Origin of the sequence: Microbacterium sp., assembly GCF_051860965.1 — a bacterium.
Taxonomy (GTDB): Bacteria; Actinomycetota; Actinomycetes; order Actinomycetales; family Microbacteriaceae; genus Microbacterium.
Genome location: NZ_JBIMKU010000008.1, coordinates 134,780 through 151,489, shown reverse-complemented (window position 1 = coordinate 151,489; position 16,710 = coordinate 134,780). Strand labels below are relative to the sequence as shown.

General features: G+C 70.4%; 16 protein-coding genes. 9 read left to right on the top strand and 7 right to left on the bottom strand.

From position 1 onward, the window contains the following. Positions 1-4: 4 nt before the first annotated feature. Positions 5-1,225: an RNA polymerase sigma factor gene (locus ACTIFV_RS15800; RefSeq protein ID WP_439593753.1), complete on the top strand. Its 1,221-nt coding sequence runs from the start codon at positions 5-7 to the stop codon at positions 1,223-1,225. Here the strand turns inward: ACTIFV_RS15800 and ACTIFV_RS15795 are convergent. Next, positions 1,203-2,774, bottom strand: a complete 1,572-nt coding sequence (locus ACTIFV_RS15795) for an MFS transporter (RefSeq protein ID WP_439593752.1) — start codon at positions 2,772-2,774, stop codon at positions 1,203-1,205. The two genes, ACTIFV_RS15800 and ACTIFV_RS15795, sit on opposite strands and share 23 nt — an antisense overlap. Before the next feature lie 78 nt (positions 2,775-2,852). Here ACTIFV_RS15795 and ACTIFV_RS15790 point away from each other — a divergent pair, with 78 nt between their 5' ends. Next, positions 2,853-3,389, top strand: coding sequence for a MarR family winged helix-turn-helix transcriptional regulator (locus ACTIFV_RS15790; protein ID WP_439593751.1), 537 nt, complete (start codon positions 2,853-2,855; stop codon positions 3,387-3,389). Between the two features lie 3 nt (positions 3,390-3,392). Here the strand turns inward: ACTIFV_RS15790 and ACTIFV_RS15785 are convergent, their stop codons facing one another. Genes ACTIFV_RS15785 through ACTIFV_RS15775 form a run of 3 tightly spaced genes read right to left on the bottom strand, consistent with a single transcriptional unit; the run spans position 3,393 to position 6,148 of the window. After that, positions 3,393-4,247 (bottom strand): SDR family oxidoreductase, encoded by an 855-nt coding sequence (locus tag ACTIFV_RS15785; RefSeq protein ID WP_439593750.1) that lies wholly within the window; start codon positions 4,245-4,247, stop codon positions 3,393-3,395. 40 nt (positions 4,248-4,287) lie between these two features. Continuing rightward, positions 4,288-4,962, bottom strand: a complete 675-nt coding sequence (locus ACTIFV_RS15780) for a response regulator transcription factor (protein WP_439593827.1) — start codon at positions 4,960-4,962, stop codon at positions 4,288-4,290. Between the two features lie 7 nt (positions 4,963-4,969). Beyond that, the gene (locus tag ACTIFV_RS15775) at positions 4,970-6,148 is read right to left on the bottom strand and encodes a sensor histidine kinase (RefSeq protein ID WP_439593749.1); all 1,179 of its coding nucleotides are present in this window, start codon (positions 6,146-6,148) and stop codon (positions 4,970-4,972) included. 186 nt (positions 6,149-6,334) lie between these two features. Between ACTIFV_RS15775 and ACTIFV_RS15770 the strand changes: the two genes are divergently transcribed. After that, positions 6,335-7,042, top strand: a complete 708-nt coding sequence (locus ACTIFV_RS15770) for an ABC transporter ATP-binding protein (RefSeq protein WP_439593748.1) — start codon at positions 6,335-6,337, stop codon at positions 7,040-7,042. After that, a complete protein-coding gene (locus ACTIFV_RS15765) occupies positions 7,039-8,346 on the top strand; it encodes an ABC transporter permease (protein ID WP_439593747.1) in 1,308 nt (435 codons plus the stop codon). The genes ACTIFV_RS15770 and ACTIFV_RS15765 overlap by 4 nt, the downstream gene beginning before the upstream one ends. 82 nt (positions 8,347-8,428) lie before the next feature. On the opposite strand, the gene ACTIFV_RS15760 is transcribed toward ACTIFV_RS15765, so the two are convergent. After that, positions 8,429-8,827, bottom strand: a complete 399-nt coding sequence (locus ACTIFV_RS15760) for a DUF7882 family protein (RefSeq protein ID WP_439593746.1) — start codon at positions 8,825-8,827, stop codon at positions 8,429-8,431. Positions 8,828-8,989: 162 nt separating this feature from the next. Between ACTIFV_RS15760 and ACTIFV_RS15755 the strand changes: the two genes are divergently transcribed. Together ACTIFV_RS15755 and ACTIFV_RS15750 are read left to right on the top strand one after the other, a co-directional pair. Beyond that, a complete protein-coding gene (locus tag ACTIFV_RS15755) occupies positions 8,990-9,295 on the top strand; it encodes a hypothetical protein (RefSeq protein ID WP_439593745.1) in 306 nt (101 codons plus the stop codon). A 9-nt stretch (positions 9,296-9,304) separates the two neighbouring features. Beyond that, entirely contained in the window at positions 9,305-9,622 is a 318-nt protein-coding gene (locus ACTIFV_RS15750; protein WP_439593744.1) for a DUF7882 family protein, read from the top strand. Between the two features lie 3 nt (positions 9,623-9,625). Here the strand turns inward: ACTIFV_RS15750 and ACTIFV_RS15745 are convergent, their stop codons facing one another. Together ACTIFV_RS15745 and ACTIFV_RS15740 are read right to left on the bottom strand one after the other, a co-directional pair. Continuing rightward, entirely contained in the window at positions 9,626-11,296 is a 1,671-nt protein-coding gene (locus ACTIFV_RS15745; RefSeq protein ID WP_439593743.1) for an amidase, read from the bottom strand. Continuing rightward, positions 11,293-12,327, bottom strand: coding sequence for an agmatine deiminase family protein (locus ACTIFV_RS15740; protein ID WP_439593742.1), 1,035 nt, complete (start codon positions 12,325-12,327; stop codon positions 11,293-11,295). Before ACTIFV_RS15740 ends, ACTIFV_RS15745 begins: the two co-directional genes overlap by 4 nt. Positions 12,328-12,483: 156 nt before the next feature. Here ACTIFV_RS15740 and ACTIFV_RS15735 point away from each other — a divergent pair, with 156 nt between their 5' ends. From ACTIFV_RS15735 to ACTIFV_RS15725, 3 genes are read left to right on the top strand one after another with little or no spacing between them, the layout of a single operon-like run. Next, positions 12,484-13,128: a TetR/AcrR family transcriptional regulator gene (locus ACTIFV_RS15735; RefSeq protein ID WP_439593741.1), complete on the top strand. Its 645-nt coding sequence runs from the start codon at positions 12,484-12,486 to the stop codon at positions 13,126-13,128. A gap of 17 nt (positions 13,129-13,145) precedes the next feature. Continuing rightward, positions 13,146-14,504: a pyridoxal phosphate-dependent decarboxylase family protein gene (locus ACTIFV_RS15730; RefSeq protein ID WP_439593826.1), complete on the top strand. Its 1,359-nt coding sequence runs from the start codon at positions 13,146-13,148 to the stop codon at positions 14,502-14,504. A gap of 22 nt (positions 14,505-14,526) precedes the next feature. Beyond that, complete coding sequence (locus tag ACTIFV_RS15725; protein ID WP_439593740.1) at positions 14,527-16,491, top strand: FAD-dependent oxidoreductase; 1,965 nt, start codon at positions 14,527-14,529, stop codon at positions 16,489-16,491. The last annotated feature ends 219 nt before the right edge of the window (positions 16,492-16,710 follow it).

Genomic DNA, 16,710 nt, shown 5'->3' with positions numbered 1-16,710 from the left:
CGCCATGTCCGACCCGGACCCCGATGAGGCGCTCGAGGCTGCGCACCGCGCGTTCTTCGGGCGCCTCGTGGGGTGGCTCTTCCGTCGCACCGGCGACCTGCAGCTCGCCGAGGATGCGGTGTCGGCTTCGTTCGCATCCGCGGTGACGGCGTGGCGCGCCGGCGGCGTGCCCGCCTCGCCCGAGGCATGGCTGCGCGTGGCATCGCGAAATCAGGCGATGAGCGCGCTGCGCTCGAGCGCGCGTGTCGTGTCCGTCGCGCCGGAAGACCTCGAGGATCGCGGCGCTCCCGCGCCGTCGCCGGACGCCGCCATCGACGATCGGCTCGGCCTGCTCATGGTGTGCGCGCATCCCGCCATCGATCCGCGCATGCACGCGCCCCTGATGCTGCAAGCGGTGCTCGGGGTCGATGCCGCACGCATCGCATCCGTCTACCTGATCCCTGCGGCGACCATGGGCCAGCGACTGAGTCGCAGCAAGGCGAAGATCCGTGACGCGGGACTCCGGTTCGAGGTGCCCGAACCGGAGTCCTTCGCACCGCGGCTGGATGCCGTGCTGCAGGCCGTCTACGGCGCCTACGGCCTCGCCGACCCGATCGCCGACGTGGAGGACGAGCGGGACGCGGCGCTGCGGGCGGAGGCCATCAGGCTCGCCGAGGTCCTCGCGGAACTCCTGCCAGCCGAGCCCGAGGTGTGGGGGCTGCTGTCCCTGATGCTGCACACCGAGAGCCGGAGGGGCGGACGGATCGTGGACGGCGAGTTCGTGCCCCTGGCGGCGCAGGACACGTCGCGGTGGTCGCGCAGCATCCGGGAAGCCGCCGACGCGCATCTGCGACGCGCCGCGAGCATGGGCCGCATCGGGCGCTTCCAGCTCGAGGCGGCGATCAGCGCGCTGCATTCGTCGCGCGCCGACGATCGCGAGCCCGATGCCTCGGCCATCGTCGCGCTCTACCGCGGGCTGCTGCGGATCGCACCGTCGCCGGGGGCGACGATCGGCGCCGCAGCCGCACTTCTCTCCACGGGCGAGACCGTCGAGGCCCGGACGCTGCTGGATTCCCTGCCCGCGGAGACCGTCCGCTCGCATCAGCCGTACTGGGTGTGCCGTGCCCGAATCGCACTGGCCGACGCAGACGGGTCCGCTGCGTGCGCGGCGGCGGAGCGCGCGATCGGGTTGACCTCGAACCCCGCCGTACGCCGTTACCTCATCAGATCTCTGCTCCGGTCCTGACGCCCACATCCCGACCCTCGAGAGGTCTGGCCGCCGCGCGACCCGGGGCCACGATCACGACGATGACGGCCGCGACAGCCAAGACCACCGCTCCGACGAACATCGATGCACTGAGTCCGACGGCGAAGGCTTCACGCGCGGCCAGAGCGAGCGCATCGCCCTGCGGTCCGAAGGCCTCCGCGACGCCCAGCGCGGCACCCGCGCCGCTGTCGGCCGCATCCTGCACCTCGGGCGGAAGCCCGTCCAGGGCGGGAGCGATCTCGTCCCGGTAGAACGCGACCAGAATGCTCGAGAGCACGGCGATGCCGAGCACGCCGCCGACCTCGCGGGTGATGTCGTTCACGGCGCTCGCGACGGAGCGACGTTCGGCGGGGAGCCCTTCGATGATCAGCTCGGTGCCGGGGGTGATGCCCATGCCGAACCCCACGCCGAACACCAGCACGCCGCCGCCCAGCACCCACAGCGATGGCTCCAGTCCACCGAGGAGCCCCAGTCCGAGAACGGCGAACCCACCGCCCATGAGCAGGAGACCCAGCGAGCCGGGCACACGCGCCCCGAAGCGCTTCGCGAGGGCGGCCGAGGCGCCGATCCCCGCCCCGACTCCGACGGGCACGATCAGCAGCACGAGGGCGGCCCCGAGGGGGCTGTAGTCGAGCACGATCTGCAGGTACTGCGGCGAGAGCACGAAGAAGCCTAGGGATGCGAAGAACTGAATCGTCACGATCGTCGAGCCCGCGGCGAGTCCGCGATTCTTGAAGAGCCGCACATCGAGCGAGGGCACACGGGCGCGGAGCTGGTGCGCCACGAATGCGACGAAGCCCGCGGTTCCGACGGCGAGTGCCGCGAGCGTCACGGCGTCCGTCCACCCCCGCTGGGGACCCTCGACGATGCCGAAGACGAGGCCACCGAGGGCGATCACCGACCACAACGCACCGACCGGGTCGAGCGAGAGGGCGGGGTTCCGGTTCTGTGCGACCAGCAAGAGCGCCGGCACGATGAGGGCGATCGCGACGCCGCCGAAGAGGAGCTGGACGCTTCCCCACCAGAAGACCTCGAGCAGGGCTCCGGAGATGATCGTGCCCGCGACGGCGCCGGCGGAGCTCACCCCTGACCAGACCCCGATCGCGAACGTGCGGCGCTCTTCGGGGTAGGCATCCACAAGCGCCGAAAGGGTCACCGGGAAGACCGCCGCGGCTCCGACTCCGGACACGGCCCGCAGAGCGATGAACCATTCCGGATCGGGCGAGAACGCCGAGGCGACGCTGGCCCCTCCGAAGACGACGAGGCCGAGCACGAGGATCGTCCGCCTGCCCACCCGGTCGGCGGCGAGGCCGGCGGTCAGCAGCATCGCGGCGAACGTGAGGGCGTAGGCGTCGATGATCCAGGTGAGCTGAGACTGATCGGCGCCGAGATCTTCGGCGATGTCGGGGAGGGCGATGGCAAGCGCCGAGTTGCCGGCTACGACGAGTGCGAGCGCGGCGCAGAGCACGATGAGCAGTGCGCGCAGCCTGCCCGGCGTCAGAACAGGTGAAGTAGCGGACGAGGGCATCACAGGCCTTTCATTCGGCAGGTAGCTCCGTGTCCGAGTGTTTCGGAAACCGAGTGAAATGTCAAGTATGATGTGCCCATGGATGCGACCAGCGGACACCGCGGGCCGGACGCGCGCTCTGCGGAGGACGTCGAGCGCGGGCGAATGAGCGCCGATGAGCTGTCGTGGGCGCTCCGGTCGGTCAACCGTGCGGCCGCCCAGCTCGACCACGCGCTCGCCGCGCGCATGGGTCTGCGTCCGACCGACTACGAGGCGATGGGCCACATCATGGACAGCGAGGGATCGCATCTCGGTCCCGTCGAGCTGGGGCAGCGTCTCGGGATGAGCACGGGCTCAGCCACTGAGCTCGCAGATCGGCTCGAGCGCGCCGGACACATCCTGCGCGCGCGCGACGAAGCGGACCGCCGACGGGTCTCGCTCGTGCCCCAGGGGGAGACGGTCGGGCGGATCCTCGGCGAACTCGGGCCCCTGTTCGAAGCGCTCGATGAGCTCGCAGCGGACTTCAGCGACCACGAACGCGACGCGATCGAGCGCTACCTCCGACAGGCGGCGCGGCGGTTGCAGACGCGGGCGCAAGAACTCGGCGGCGCCGGGGCGCGGCATCCTTCGGCGTGACCCTCAGGCGTTCCAGACCTCGGCGTAGTCGGCGACGAACTTCTCGAGCGTCGTGGCCGGTCGCCCCGTCAGCTTCCGCACGGAGGTGTTCGGGAGCGCGGACACGTTCATGCGCACCACCCTGTGGATCATCTTCTGCACGTCGATGTAGTCCTGTGGGGCACCCGCCTCGGCGAGGCGGGTGAGGTAGGCCTTCTCGCTCGGGCGCGCGTAGCGGATCGTGCGGCCGAGGACCTCGCTCATGATCGCGGCCACGCCACGGTAGGTGAGGCTCCGCTCGCCCGACAGCGTGTAGGCCTTGCCGATGTGAGCCGGGTTCGACAGCGTCGCGGCCGCAGCGCTGCCGACGTCGCGCGCGTCGATGAAGGCGGTATGAGAGCGTCCGGCCGGCACGAAGATCTCGCCGTGCCGGCGGATGGGCTCGGCGTACGTGGTCGACAGGTTCTGCATGAAGAAGTTGGGCCGGAGGAATGTGCAGGGGCTCCGCGTCTCGCGCAGGTAGGCCTCCACCGCGTAGTGCGGCGTCTTCCGATTCGCCTGCACGCCCTGAAGGCTGAGGAAGGCGATCTGATGGATGCCGCGCCGCCGTGCCGCATCGATCACGGGGAAGAGCGTCTCTCGCACGTTCGCGATCGCCGGCGGACGCATGAGGAAGAGGCGATCGACCCCTTCGAACACCTCGTCGATCTCTCGTGTCCGGGCGTCGAACGAGAACGGCCGTTGCTCGGCGGCCGCCGGAACCCGAGCGTCGCCCGTACGCCGGACGGCGGCGATGACCTGCTGGCCGCGGGCGAGAAGGTGCTCGACGACGGCCGACCCGACGGTTCCGGTGGCACCGGTCACGAAGACGGCGGTCATGGTCTGTTCCTCTGCTTCGTGATGATCGGGATGCCGTGGCTCAGCCCGTCGCCGGCTGCACGAGCCCGTTCTCGTAGGCGGCGATGACCAGTTGAGCGCGGTCGTGGGCCGCGACCTTCATCATGATGCGGTTCACGTGGGTCTTCGCCGTGAGGGGAGAGATCACGAGCGCTTCGGCGATCTGCGCATTGCTCAGGCCTCGGGCGACGAGCACGAGCACCTCGGTCTCGCGTTCGGTGAGGCCGCCGAGGTCGAATGCCGGCCCGGTCGAGGTCGCCGCCCGCTGATCCATCCGCGCATAGCGGTCCACCAGCGTGCGAGTCGCCCGCGGTGAGAGGAGCGCTTCGCCGGCATGGACCGTGCGCACGGCGGCGACGATCTCTTCGGGGTCGGCACCCTTGCCGATGAAGCCGCTCGCGCCGGCGCGGAGGGCCTCGACGACGTACGCCTCGTCTTCGAACGTCGTGAGGATCAGAACGCGCGTGCCGGCGAGGTCCGCGTCGGTGCAGATGCGACGGGTCGCCCAGATGCCGTCGTGCTCCGGCATCCGGATGTCCATGACGACGACGTCCGGTCGGAGCGTGCGCGCCTGGCGCACGGCATCCGTCCCCGTCGCCGCTTCGCCCACGACCTCGAGGTCGTCCTCATGGGCGAGGAGGCCGACGATCGCCGACCGGACCAAGGGCTGATCGTCGACGACCACCACCGAGACCACCGTCACATCACGACCTCTCCGTCGTGAGGGGAAGACCGACCTCGAGCACGAAGGCGGTTCCGTCGCGACGGCCTTCGCGCCGCGCGTGCACGAATCCGCCGATCGACTCGACGCGCTCGCGGACGCCGATCAGGCCGTACCGGCCCGTGGGTGCCGACGCGGGCACGGGCCCCACGAGATTCTCGACCCGCAGCATGAGCTGCCGTCCGTGCACCTCGGTGGCGACGAGGGCCTGCCCGTCGCCATGCTTGAGCGCATTCGCGAGTCCTTCCTGCAGGACCTTGTACGCCACGACGTCGGCCGCGCCGCCCAGGTCGCCGAGGCCGTCGCCCAGGTCGGCGGTCACGTCCAGCCCCGTGGAGCGGAATTCCTCGATCACCAGCGGCGCGTGGGCCCATGTCGCCACCGGTGCGAGCGCCTCGTCGTCGCCCGTCGCACCGCGCAGAAGCCGCAGCAGTGCGCCGATCTCGTCGAGCACCGTGCGAGCCGACTGCTGGATGCCGGTCAACAGCATCGTCGCCCGCTCGGGGTCGTCGGGGAGAGCGTTCTTCGCGACCCCCGCGTTCAGGTTGATGGCCGCCATCTGGTGGCCGGCCGTATCGTGCAGGTCGCGAGCGATGCGCAGGCGCTCCTCGGTGACCCGGCGCTCGGCCTCGAGCTCTCGTGTGCGCTCGGCACGTTCGGCACGCTCCGTGATCGCGTCGATGTAGGCCCGGCGACTGCGGGTCGCTTCTCCGAGGGCGGCGGCGCCCCCCAGTACGGCGACAGGCTGCAGCATCCAGGCGAGGTAGTGGTCCCCAGGCCCGAAGAGCGCGACGCTGGTCACGAGCAGTGCCGCGGACGACGCGAAGGCGATGACGATGACGCGTCGGTCGGCGGTGACGGCGGCCAGTCGATACAGGCACACCGCGCTGGCGAGCACCAGCCCGAGGGTCGCCGTGGACCACAGAGGCGCGCTGGCCGCGATGAGGGTCGTGACGGTCAGCATCGTGCGCGGGAAGCGACGGGCGAGCGGAAGAGTCGCGGCCACGGCGATGCCCACCGCGAGGGTCGCCCAGAACTCGGGCGCGGACGACGCCTCGGTGAAGGGTGTGGGCGCGAGTGCCCCGAGTGCGACCGGAAGACCGAGCAGGATGTCGACGAGCCACTCGGGCGCCCTCGTTCGCGCCGCGGCGTCGGAGGGCACAGCGGCAGATGAAGGCCGGGACGGACTGCGGATGGTCACCTCGCTCAGGACGGATGCGTCGAGCGTGCCACACGTACGGCGTCCCGGCATCCGCCTTCCGCAGTCTGCCGCTGTACTGCACCTGCAGTACCGAAGTGCCCACGGCGGACGGATGCTCGCGCGTGGGCCGCGGACGACGCTGGAAGCATGATCACACAGGCCCCTGCCGTCCCGCCCGCGTTCGAGACGCGCGAGCTCACGAAGACCTACGGACGCGGCTCGACCCGGTTCGATGCTCTGCGCGGTGTGTCGCTCAGCATCGACGAGGGCGCCAGCGTCGCCATCACGGGTAAGAGCGGATCGGGCAAGTCCACGCTCATGCACATCCTCGCACTGCTCGACACGCCCTCGTCAGGCGAGGTGCTGATGAAAGGGAGCAGCGTCGCGAACCTCGGGCCCACGGCGATCAACAAGGTGCGCAATGCGACCTTCGGATTCGTCTTCCAGCAGTTCTTCCTCATTCCGAACGCCAGCGTGCTCGACAACGTCACGCTGCCGTTGAAGATCGCAGGCGTCCCGGCTCGCGAGCGCCGGCGCAGAGGTGTGGAGGCGCTCGACGCGCTCGAGATGGCCGACAAGGCGCGCAATCGGGCGACCGACCTCTCGGGAGGCCAGAAGCAGCGGGTCGTCATCGCACGCGCCCTGGTCAACGACCCGAGCATCATCTTCGCGGACGAGCCGACGGGCAACCTCGACTCGGCCACCGGTGCGATCGTCGAGGACATCCTCTTCGAACTCAACGCATCGCGGGGGATCACGCTCGTGATCGTCACTCATGAGCCCGAGCTCGCCGCCCGCTGCGATCGACGCATCCAGATCCATGACGGCCTGCTCGTCGAGGAGGTGGCGGCGTGAACATCCGCGACCTCGTCGGCACCGCGGTGCAGAGCACCTTCCGCAGCAAGCTGCGCACCACACTCACAGTGATCGCCATCTTCATCGGAGCCTTCACCCTGACGACCACTTCGGCGATCGGAACGGGCGTGTCGAACTACATCGCGTCGCAGGTGGCCGCCATCGGGGCCGAGGACGTCCTGCTGGTGACGAAGGCGCCCGAGGGCGCGCCGGCCGACGCGGGCGACGGACCCCAGCCGTACGACCCCGACGCCACCGGCGGTTCGGCCGGACCGTCCGGTCCGATCGCGCTTCCAGGACAGGGGGAGCCTCTCACCTCCGACGACATCGACGCACTGCGCGCGACGGAAGGCGTCGTCGCCGTCACTCCGCTCAGCAGCATCTCGCCGGAGTGGATCGAGTACGGCGCGAACGGCAAGTTCCAGGTGAGCGTGAACGTCGCGGCCGGAGTGAGCCCTGCGGACCTCGCGGCAGGACAGGCGCTGGACAACGACACCGCCGAGTTCGAAGTGCTCCTTCCGACGAGCTACCTCGAGAACCTCGGGTTCGACAGCGCGAGCGCCGCGATCGGCGAGACCGTGGTGTTCGGCGTCGACGACTACCTGGGCGAGCGTTCCGAAGTGGCCGCGACGGTGGTCGGCATCCAGAACGAGTCCCTGCTCGGAAGCGGAGTGAGCCTGAACTCCGCCCTCGCGAACGAGATGGACGACATCGGCTCGACGGGCAAGCCGGACTCGGTCGAGACGACCTTCGCTCAGGCGACGGTCCAGATCACGGCGGGGCTCACCGCGCAAGAGGTCGCCGACCTGCAGGACCGTCTGGCCGAAGAGGGCTTCGCGGCGCAGACCCTCGAGGATCAGCTGGGGTCGTTCCAGCTCGTCATCAGCGGGATCGTGGGTGTGCTCAATGCCTTCGCCGCGATCGCTCTGCTGGCCGCCGGCTTCGGCATCGTGAACACACTTCTCATGAGCGTGCAGGAGCGCACGCGCGAGATCGGCCTCATGAAGGCGATGGGCATGGGCGCGGGAAGAGTGTTCGCCCTGTTCAGCCTGGAGGCGGTCTTCATCGGATTCCTCGGCAGTGCGCTGGGCGCCCTCGTGTCGATCGCGGTCGGCGTCCCGCTCAGCGCAGCCCTCGCCCAGACCGTGCTGTCCGGCCTTCCGGGACTGAACATCCTGCAGTACGCGCCGGCCTCGGTGGCGACGGTCATCCTGGTCGTCATGGGGCTGGCATTCCTCGCAGGCACACTCCCTGCTCGCCGCGCCGCACGTCAGAACCCGATCGACGCGCTCCGGTACGAATGACCGATGAGCGGGGCCACCCCGTCGGTGCCGATCCGACGCCGACGGGGTGAGCGCCGGCGAGGAGTGCGGACCGCAGCGTGCGTCAGTCCGACTCGGTCTCGATCTTTCCGACCTTGACGACCTCGACCTCGGCCACCTCCACGGTCAGCTTGGCGGGCTCCTGCACGTCGACGGGACCGGTGTCGAAGTGCTCGGAGATCAGTGTGATGCCCCCAGACGAATGGGCGGAGTTCGCGAGCTCTTCGAGCCATGTGCGGCTCAGCTCCGGCGCCTCGGGCTCATCGAAGACGAATCGCAGGGGGATCGACGGATGCAGCCAGATCGTCGATCGGCCACCGGGCTGATCCTCGGGATGCTTCCACGAGACCGTGAAGCTCTCACCCCGGCGCAGCTTGGTCGCGATGACGACCTTCAGGTGCGCGAGCGCGCGGTCCTCGATGTCGATCGGCGTCGCTTCGCCGCCGTAATAGATCCTGCCCACGGGTGAATCGTAACCCGGCCGGTGGTGTTCGGTACCAAAGCCGCGGAGACGCGTCAACCCGTACGCCGGGAGAGGGGGTCACCCTCATTGTGGAAAGACCGGTTCGCCGGCGGACGCGGTATTCGCCGCTCAACTCGGAACAGAAGCGTACGGGAGCCTCCAATGAAAGATCTGCTGATCGCCGGCACGCGCTTCCTCACGACGGATGACATCGCCGACTCCGTCCTCGAATACGCGAGCCTGCTGAGCCTCTATCAGCGCGTCGACACGGTGCGCTTCCCGGCCGTCGTCTCCGGCACAACGGCCCAGTCGGCCGTCGCGGTCGGCGCCGGCAATCAGCTTGTCGTCGTCGACGCGCCCGATGTCATCGCCGTCCGCCTGCCGGGAGCCCAGGAGGCTGTCGACGACATCCGTCGTCGAGCGGCCCGCTATCGCGACGCACCCGTGGACGATGCCGCTGAGGGTTAGGCTCGCCCCATGGGCAGGTTCATCTACGACACGATCGGCAACTCGGTCGAGCTCGAAGACCGCACGCTGGCGCACCTTCGCATCGTCTTCATGAACAAGCTCCGCCGTGCCGAGCCCTTCATGTTCGACGTCGACCTCAGCGACGGCACGGGTCGCCGCAGCTTCTGGATCCACCCGTCGATCCCGATGCAGATCCACTTCAACGGCACCCGCCCGCCCCGGATCAATCGCTTCTGGGTCGACGAGCTCATGAAGTCCGCGAGCGGACCCAACGGCCTCACGATCATGCCGGAGCCGCCCGAGGGGGAGCAGCCCGCCGAGGGGTGAGCGTCACATGCGAGGAGTGCGCGGGGGAGTCGTGCGCCGTTCCCCGGTCGCCTCGAACGCGACGGCCAGCTGCAGGAGCGCCGTGTCGTCGTAGGCGCGACCCGCGAACGTGAGGCCGACCGGCATCCCGATGTCATCCATCGTCCCCATCGGGACGGTCACGGTGGGGATGCCGAGGTGGCGGATCGCGAGGTTGCCGTTGGCGACCCACACGCCGTTGCGCCACCCGAGGTCGGCGGATGCCTCGTTCACGTCCATGTCGGCGGGCCCGACGTCGGCCACCGCCGGGAAGACCACGGCGTCCAGCCCGAGGCGATCCATCCACTCCTCGAGGTCGACGCGGCGGGTCTCTTCGAGCCCACGGAGTCCGGCTTCGAGTTCGGGCATGTCGGCCGGACCGACGCCCGGGTGCGCACGCACCCAGTCGGGGTACTCCGCGATGTCGTCGTCGAAGCCCGTGTAGCGGTCGGGGAGCGCCCCCGCCGGGTGCGGGAAGATCGTCGCGCCGTCCACTGCGGCGAGGCTCGAGAGTTCAGGGTCGCCGTTCGCGGCGAGGAAGTCCTCCCACCCCCAGGCCGACAGGTCGACGATCTCGCGGTGCAGATACTCGGCGCTGACGAGGCCGCGCGTCGCGATCGTGGGCGCGCCGGGGCGATCGCCTTCGTAGTTCGAGACGACGGGGAAGTCGACCTCGACCACGGTCGCGCCCGCAGCCTCGAGGTCGCGGCGGGCGGCATCCCACAGCGCGATGACGGAGTCGCGGGTGCGGATGCGCCGGCCGGTCGGACCCCCGATGCCGACGCCGTCGGGGGCGTCGTCGGCGTTGATGTACATGCGGGGGATGCCGATGCGGCATCCCTCCAGTGAGCCGTGGAGGCCGCGATACGAGTCCGGCCGCACCGACGATGCCGTCGGGACCTCCACCCACGGCTGCGAGCGCCAGAAGTCCCCGCGCGTCTCGGCATCGTCGGCGACGATGACGTCGAGCACCTCGAGGAGATCGGCCATCGTTCGCGCGTGCGGCACGACGACATCCATCGTCGGAACGAGCGGCCAGTTGCCGCGCGTCGAGATGACCCCGCGCGAGGGGGTGTAGGCGCAGAGCGCGTTGTTCGACGCGGGCCCGCGGCCGCTCGACCACGTCTCCTCGCCGAGGCCGAAGGCCGCGAAGCTCGCCGCCGTCGCAGTGCCCGAGCCGTTGGATGACCCCGAGCCGAACGGCGCGGTGAGGAAGTCGGCGCTGTAGGGGCTCTCGGCGCGACCGTAGACCCCGCGCTGCATTCCGCCGTTCGCCATCGGGGGCATGTTGGTCAGGCCGAGGCAGATCGCGCCCGCGGCGCGCAGGCGCTCGATCGTGAAGGCGTCGCGCTGCGCGACGAGGTGCTGGAACGCGGGGCTGCCGGCGGCGGCGGTCAGCCCTGCGACCAGGTACGAGTCCTTGGCCGTATAGGGGATGCCGTCGAGCGGACCCCGCACCGCACCGCGCGAGCGACGGGCGTCGGATGCCTCGGCCTCGGCGATCGCGTCGGGATTGCGCACGACGACGGCGTGGAGCTCGCCGTCGTACGCGTCGACGCGTGCGAGGTACGCCTGGACCAGTTCGACGGCCGTGGTCGCGCCGGACTCGAGGGCCGCGCGCAGGTCGGCGATGGAGGCTTCGACGACGTCGATCACGAGGCCACCGTCGGCTGCTGCTGCGTGATGCAGTGGATGCCGCCGCCACGCGCGAAGATCGCCCGCGCATCGACGGTGACGGCACGGCGTCCCGGGTAGGCCTCCTCGAGGATCGCGCGGGCAGCGGCATCCGCCCGCTCTTCGCCGAAGCCGCACGCGATGATGCCGTCGTTGACCACGAGGTGGTTGACGTAGCTCCAGTCGACGAAGCCCTCGTGGTCGCGGAGCGTCTCGGGCGCGGGCAGGTCGACGATCTCGAACCGGCGGCCCGCGGCATCCGTCTCGTTCTCCAGCAGCGACTTCAGCTCGCGCGTCACCTCGTGGTCGGGGTGGGCGGGGTCGTTCTGCGCGTGCAGGAGGACGCGGCCGGGAGAGGTGATCGTCGCGACGATGTCGACGTGGCCGTTCGTGCCGAAGTCGTCGTAGTCGCGCGTGAGGCCGCGGGGAAGCCAGATCGTCTTCGTCGTTCCGAGCGTGCGGGCGAACTCGGCCTCGACGCGGGCCTTGTCGACGAAGGGATTGCGGCGCGGATCGAGCTGCACCGTCTCGGTCGCGAGGACCGTGCCCTCTCCGTCGACGTGGATGCCGCCGCCCTCGTTGACGAGCACCGAGCTCACGAGCTCCGACCCCACGAGGTCGCTCACGAAGCGGCCGATCCGGGCAGACAGGTGCCATTCCGCCCAGTCGGGTGCGCCCCAGCCGTTGAAGATCCAGTCGACGGCACCCAGAACACCCGGGCGCTCGTCATCGACCACGAAGGTCGGGCCGAAGTCCCGCATCCAGTACTCGTCGAGCGGAGCCTCGACGATGTCGACGCCGGTGCCGAGCATGCGGCGCGCGCGGCCTGCCTCGATCGGGTCGACGACCATCGTGACGGGCTCGAACTGCGCGACGGCGTGGGCGACCGCGGTCCATGCGGCGTACGCCTCTTCGGCCTCGGCGGGCGATTCGCCGAGCGTGATGCCGGGGCGCGGGAACGCCATCCACGTGCGGTCGTGCGGCGCGGTCTCCGCGGGCATTCGCCAAGCCATCGGACTCTCCTCGAGTAATATTGATCACGTGCTCAATAGTGCGACGGTACCGACTCGCGAGGTTCTCGTCAATGCTCGTTCCGCCGCGGCGCTTGCGCCTTCGCTTATGCGCGGGCATTATTGACCAAACGATCAATACCGGCGGGGGGATGTTGCATGCCGACCACGACGCGCGCGCCGCGCCGTTCGCCCGATCAGCGGCGCGGCGAGATCGCCGACGCCGCGCGCGACCTCGCTCTCGACGAGGGACTCGCCGCCCTCACGCTGCGCGGCGTCGCATCACGTGCTCGCGTCACCCCGGCGCTCGTGGCCCACTATGTTCCGACGATGGACGACCTCGTCGCCTCGACCTTCACCTCCGTGGTGGATGCCGAGCTCGCCGAGCTCACGGCCCTCGCGGCATCCGGAACCGCCACAGGCCGCCTCGCGGCGCTGCTCGCCGCGCTGCTCGACGGGTCGCGCGACGACGTCACCCTCATCTGGGTCGAGGCGTTCGCCCTCGGACGCCGCAACGAGACGCTCGCCGCCGCCGCACGCGACGCGATGGACCGGTGGCAGAGCGCGCTGCAGGAGCTCCTTGCCGAGGGCGCGGCGGAGGGGGATCTGCACATCGACGACCCCGCCGAAGCCGCCTGGCAGCTGCTGGGCATGATCGACGGCATCAACGCGCAGTCGCTCGTGCGCTGGGGCGGGGCATCCGATCGCTCCGCCCTCATGCTCCGCGCGGTCGAGGGGATGCTCGGCGCCCGCCGCGGCATCCTCGACCCGTCCGAGTCCCCGTCCGAAAGGAAGACCCCGTGACGATCCAGCCCGACGCGATGCACGCGATCACCGACGAGACCCGCGACACCGTCGACGACGTCCTCGCCTACGCGCGCAGCCGCGCCCTGTACGAGAACGTCCCGCTCGACAAGCCCGTGAGCCCCGACGAGCTCGCCACGACGGCGTCCGGCTCGATCACGGCGGACGGCATCGGCGCGCAGGCGGCGACGGCGCTTTTCGCCGACGTGCTCGCGCCGACATGCCTGTCGATCGACCACCCGGGATACGTCGCGTTCATCCCGAGCGCCCCGAGCAAGGCGGCGATCGCGTTCGACCTCGTCGTCTCTGCGTCGGCGATCTACGGCGGCTCGTGGCTCGAGGGCGCGGGCGCCGTGTTCGCCGAGAACGAGGTGCTGCACTGGCTCGCGCGCGAGTTCGGACTCCCCGAGGGAGCGGGTGGCGTCTTCGTCCAGGGCGGAACGATCGGCAACCTGTCGGCGCTCGTCGCGGCTCGCGATGCGGCGCGTCGGCGGAATGCCGAGAACGGCGTGCAGAATCCGCCGCGCTGGAAGGTCGTGTGCAGTTCCGAGGCGCACTCGTCGATCATCTCGGCGGCATCCGTCATGGACGTCGACGCGGTTCCCGTGCCGACCGGCGCCGACGGGCGCCTGCACGGGGATGCCGTGGCGGCGGCGCTCGACGAGCACGGCGATGCGGTCTTCGCCGTCGTCGTCACGGGCGGGACGACCAACTTCGGGATCGTCGACGACATCGCCTCAGTCGCCGTCGTGACGAAGGAACGCGGGGTGTGGCTGCACGTGGACGGCGCCTACGGCCTCGCGGCGATGCTCGTCGAGCGGATGCGGCCGACCTTCGCCGGTGTCGAGCTCGCGGACTCGGTGATCGTCGATCCGCACAAGTGGCTCTTCGCGCCGTTCGACGCGTGCGCGCTGATCTACCGCGACCCCGCGCAAGGGCGGGCGGCGCACACGCAGCACGCGGAGTACCTCGACACCCTCACCGAGCGCCCGGACTGGAACCCGTCCGATCTCGCGGTCCAGCTGACGCGCCGGTCGCGCGGTCTGCCGCTGTGGTTCTCGCTTGCTGTGCACGGGACCGACCAGTACCGGGCATCCATCGACCACGGCATCACGCTCGCGCGCGAGATCGCCGACGAGATCGAGCGGCGCGAGGGGCTCTCGCTCGTGCGCGACCCGCAGCTCTCGGTTGTCGTGTTCCGCCGCGAGGGCTGGACGCCCGCCGACTACCAGGCGTGGTCCGACCGTCTGCTCGACGATCAGGTCGGCTTCGTCGTGCCGAGCTCGCACCGCGGCGAGACGGTGCTGCGGTTCGCCATCATCAACCCGCTCACGACCTTCGAGGTGCTCAGCGGCATCCTGGACACCCTCGCCTGACACGTCGTCGTAGGCTCGGGCCATGACCTCGGCTCTGTTCACCCCACTGACGATCGGGTCGACCGTCGTGCCGAACCGTCTCATGCAGACGGCGCACTCGAAGCAGTACTCCGACCGTTTCGAGACGCCGCGCGAGACGGCCTACTACGTGCGGCGGGCACGCGGCGGGTGCGGCCTGTTCGTCGCCGGCAATCACTTCGTGCACCCCTCCGGCTCGATCCGCGGGTTCCAGGACGCGTTCCGCCCTGAGTCGGTGGCGGCGAACCTCGCGATGACCGATGCGGTGCACGACGCCGGATCCCGCATCTTCGTGCAGCTGAACCACCACGGCGCGCAGGCGCAGCCCGACGGCCCCGAGGGCCCGCGGACGGTGTATGCCCCGTCGCGCATACTCTCGCCGTCGACGGCGCACGCGACGCGGGAGATGGATGCCGCGGACATCCGTTCCTTCGTCGATGCCTGGGCGACCTCGGCGGCGCTCGCGCAGGACGGCGGCTTCGACGGCGTCGAGATCCACATGGCCCACGGCTATCTGCTGCACGAGTTCCTCTCGCCTCTCTACAACGCCCGCTCCGACGGCTACGGCGGTGACCTCGAGGGCCGCACGCGGTTCCCGCGCGAGGTGCTGGCCGCCGTGCGCGAGCGCGTCGGGGACGACTTCACCGTCGGCATCCGCATCGTCGCGAACGAGTTCCATCCCGAGGGGCTCGACGGTGCCGCGATGCGCGCGGTCATCGCCCGCCTGCGCGAGGACGCCCGCATCGACTTCCTCGACCTCGCCGCGGGCGGCTACCACAACGTGCACTACGTCTTCCCGTCCTCGCCCATGCCCTACGCGTGGCTGCGCGACGACGTCGCGGCGGTCAAAGCCGCCAACCCCGACGTGCCGGTCTTCGGTGTCGGCGCCGCACGATCGGTCGAGGAGGCCGAGGAGGTCGTCCGCGACGGCATCGCCGACATGGTCGCCCTCACCCGTGCGCAGATCGCCGACCCCGATCTCGGCCTCAAGCTGGCCGGCACCGACCATGACGGCATCCGGCACTGCATCCGGCTCAATCAGGGCTGCCTCGGTCGAGGCAGCCGTGGGCTCGCGATGTCGTGCACCGTCAACCCGGTCGCGGGGCGCGAGCTCGAGCGCCCGCCACGGCCGCGCGCGACCGAGCCCGAGCGCTGGACCGTCGTCGGGGGAGGGCCGGCCGGCATGCGGGCGGCGATCGAACTCGCGACCGACGGACACGACGTCACGCTGTACGAGCGTTCCACGGAGCTCGGCGGGCAGCTCAGGCTCGCGAGGCGCGTGCCGGGCCGCGAGAGCGTCGGCCTGCTCGTCGACGATCTCGTGCGCGACCTCGCGGCCGCGGGTGTCGCCGTGCGGCTCGGCGCGGAGCCGCCCGAACTGACAGGCAACGTCGTCGTCGCGACGGGTGCGATCGCGCCCCGAGTGACGTCGCTCGCGCTGGGTGGGGCGTATGCGCCGGATGCCGTGCGCGAGGAGATCGTCGACGCGTTCGCCGCGGCATCCGCCCCCGACCGCCTCGGTCGTCGCGTCGCGGTCGTCGACGCCGACGGCACCGCGTACGCGGCCGGAATCGTGCTGACGCTGCTCGAGCACGTCGACGAGATGGAGCTGATCACACCGTTCGAGACGGTGTTCCCGCACATCGGCGCCGGCTACGACCGCCCGTTGCTCCTCGAGCGGCTCGGCGCCCACGGCGGCTTCCGCCGGCGCACGTCGCAGCGCGTCGAACGGATCGAGGCCGAGGACGTCGTGATCCGGGATGCCGTGACCGGCGAGGAGGGTCTGGTCGTCGCCGTCGACACCGTCGTGGGGATCGAGCCGCGGTCGTCGGTGCAGGTCGAGGCGGCCGATGCCTCCCGCGTCTTCGTCGTCGGCGACGCCTTCGCGCCGCGCACGATCGACGCCGCGATCTTCGAGGCCGTCGAGCTCGCCTACGACGTCGCAGGGCTCGCGACGCTTCGCGGCTGATCCGTCTTCCGCCGAGAGCACTTCGCGCGCACGAGAGTGCTCACCGAACGCGTGCGGGACGCGGGTGCTCGTGCGGAGGAAGCACTCTCGGCGGCTCGTTGGGCACGAGAACGGTCCATCGGGTACGGTGGACACGTGCTGACCTGTCGTTGTTGTCGCTGAACGCCCTCGCGTTCCCCTTCGACGACCCCAGCCCACGGCGCCCGACTCGGCGCATCC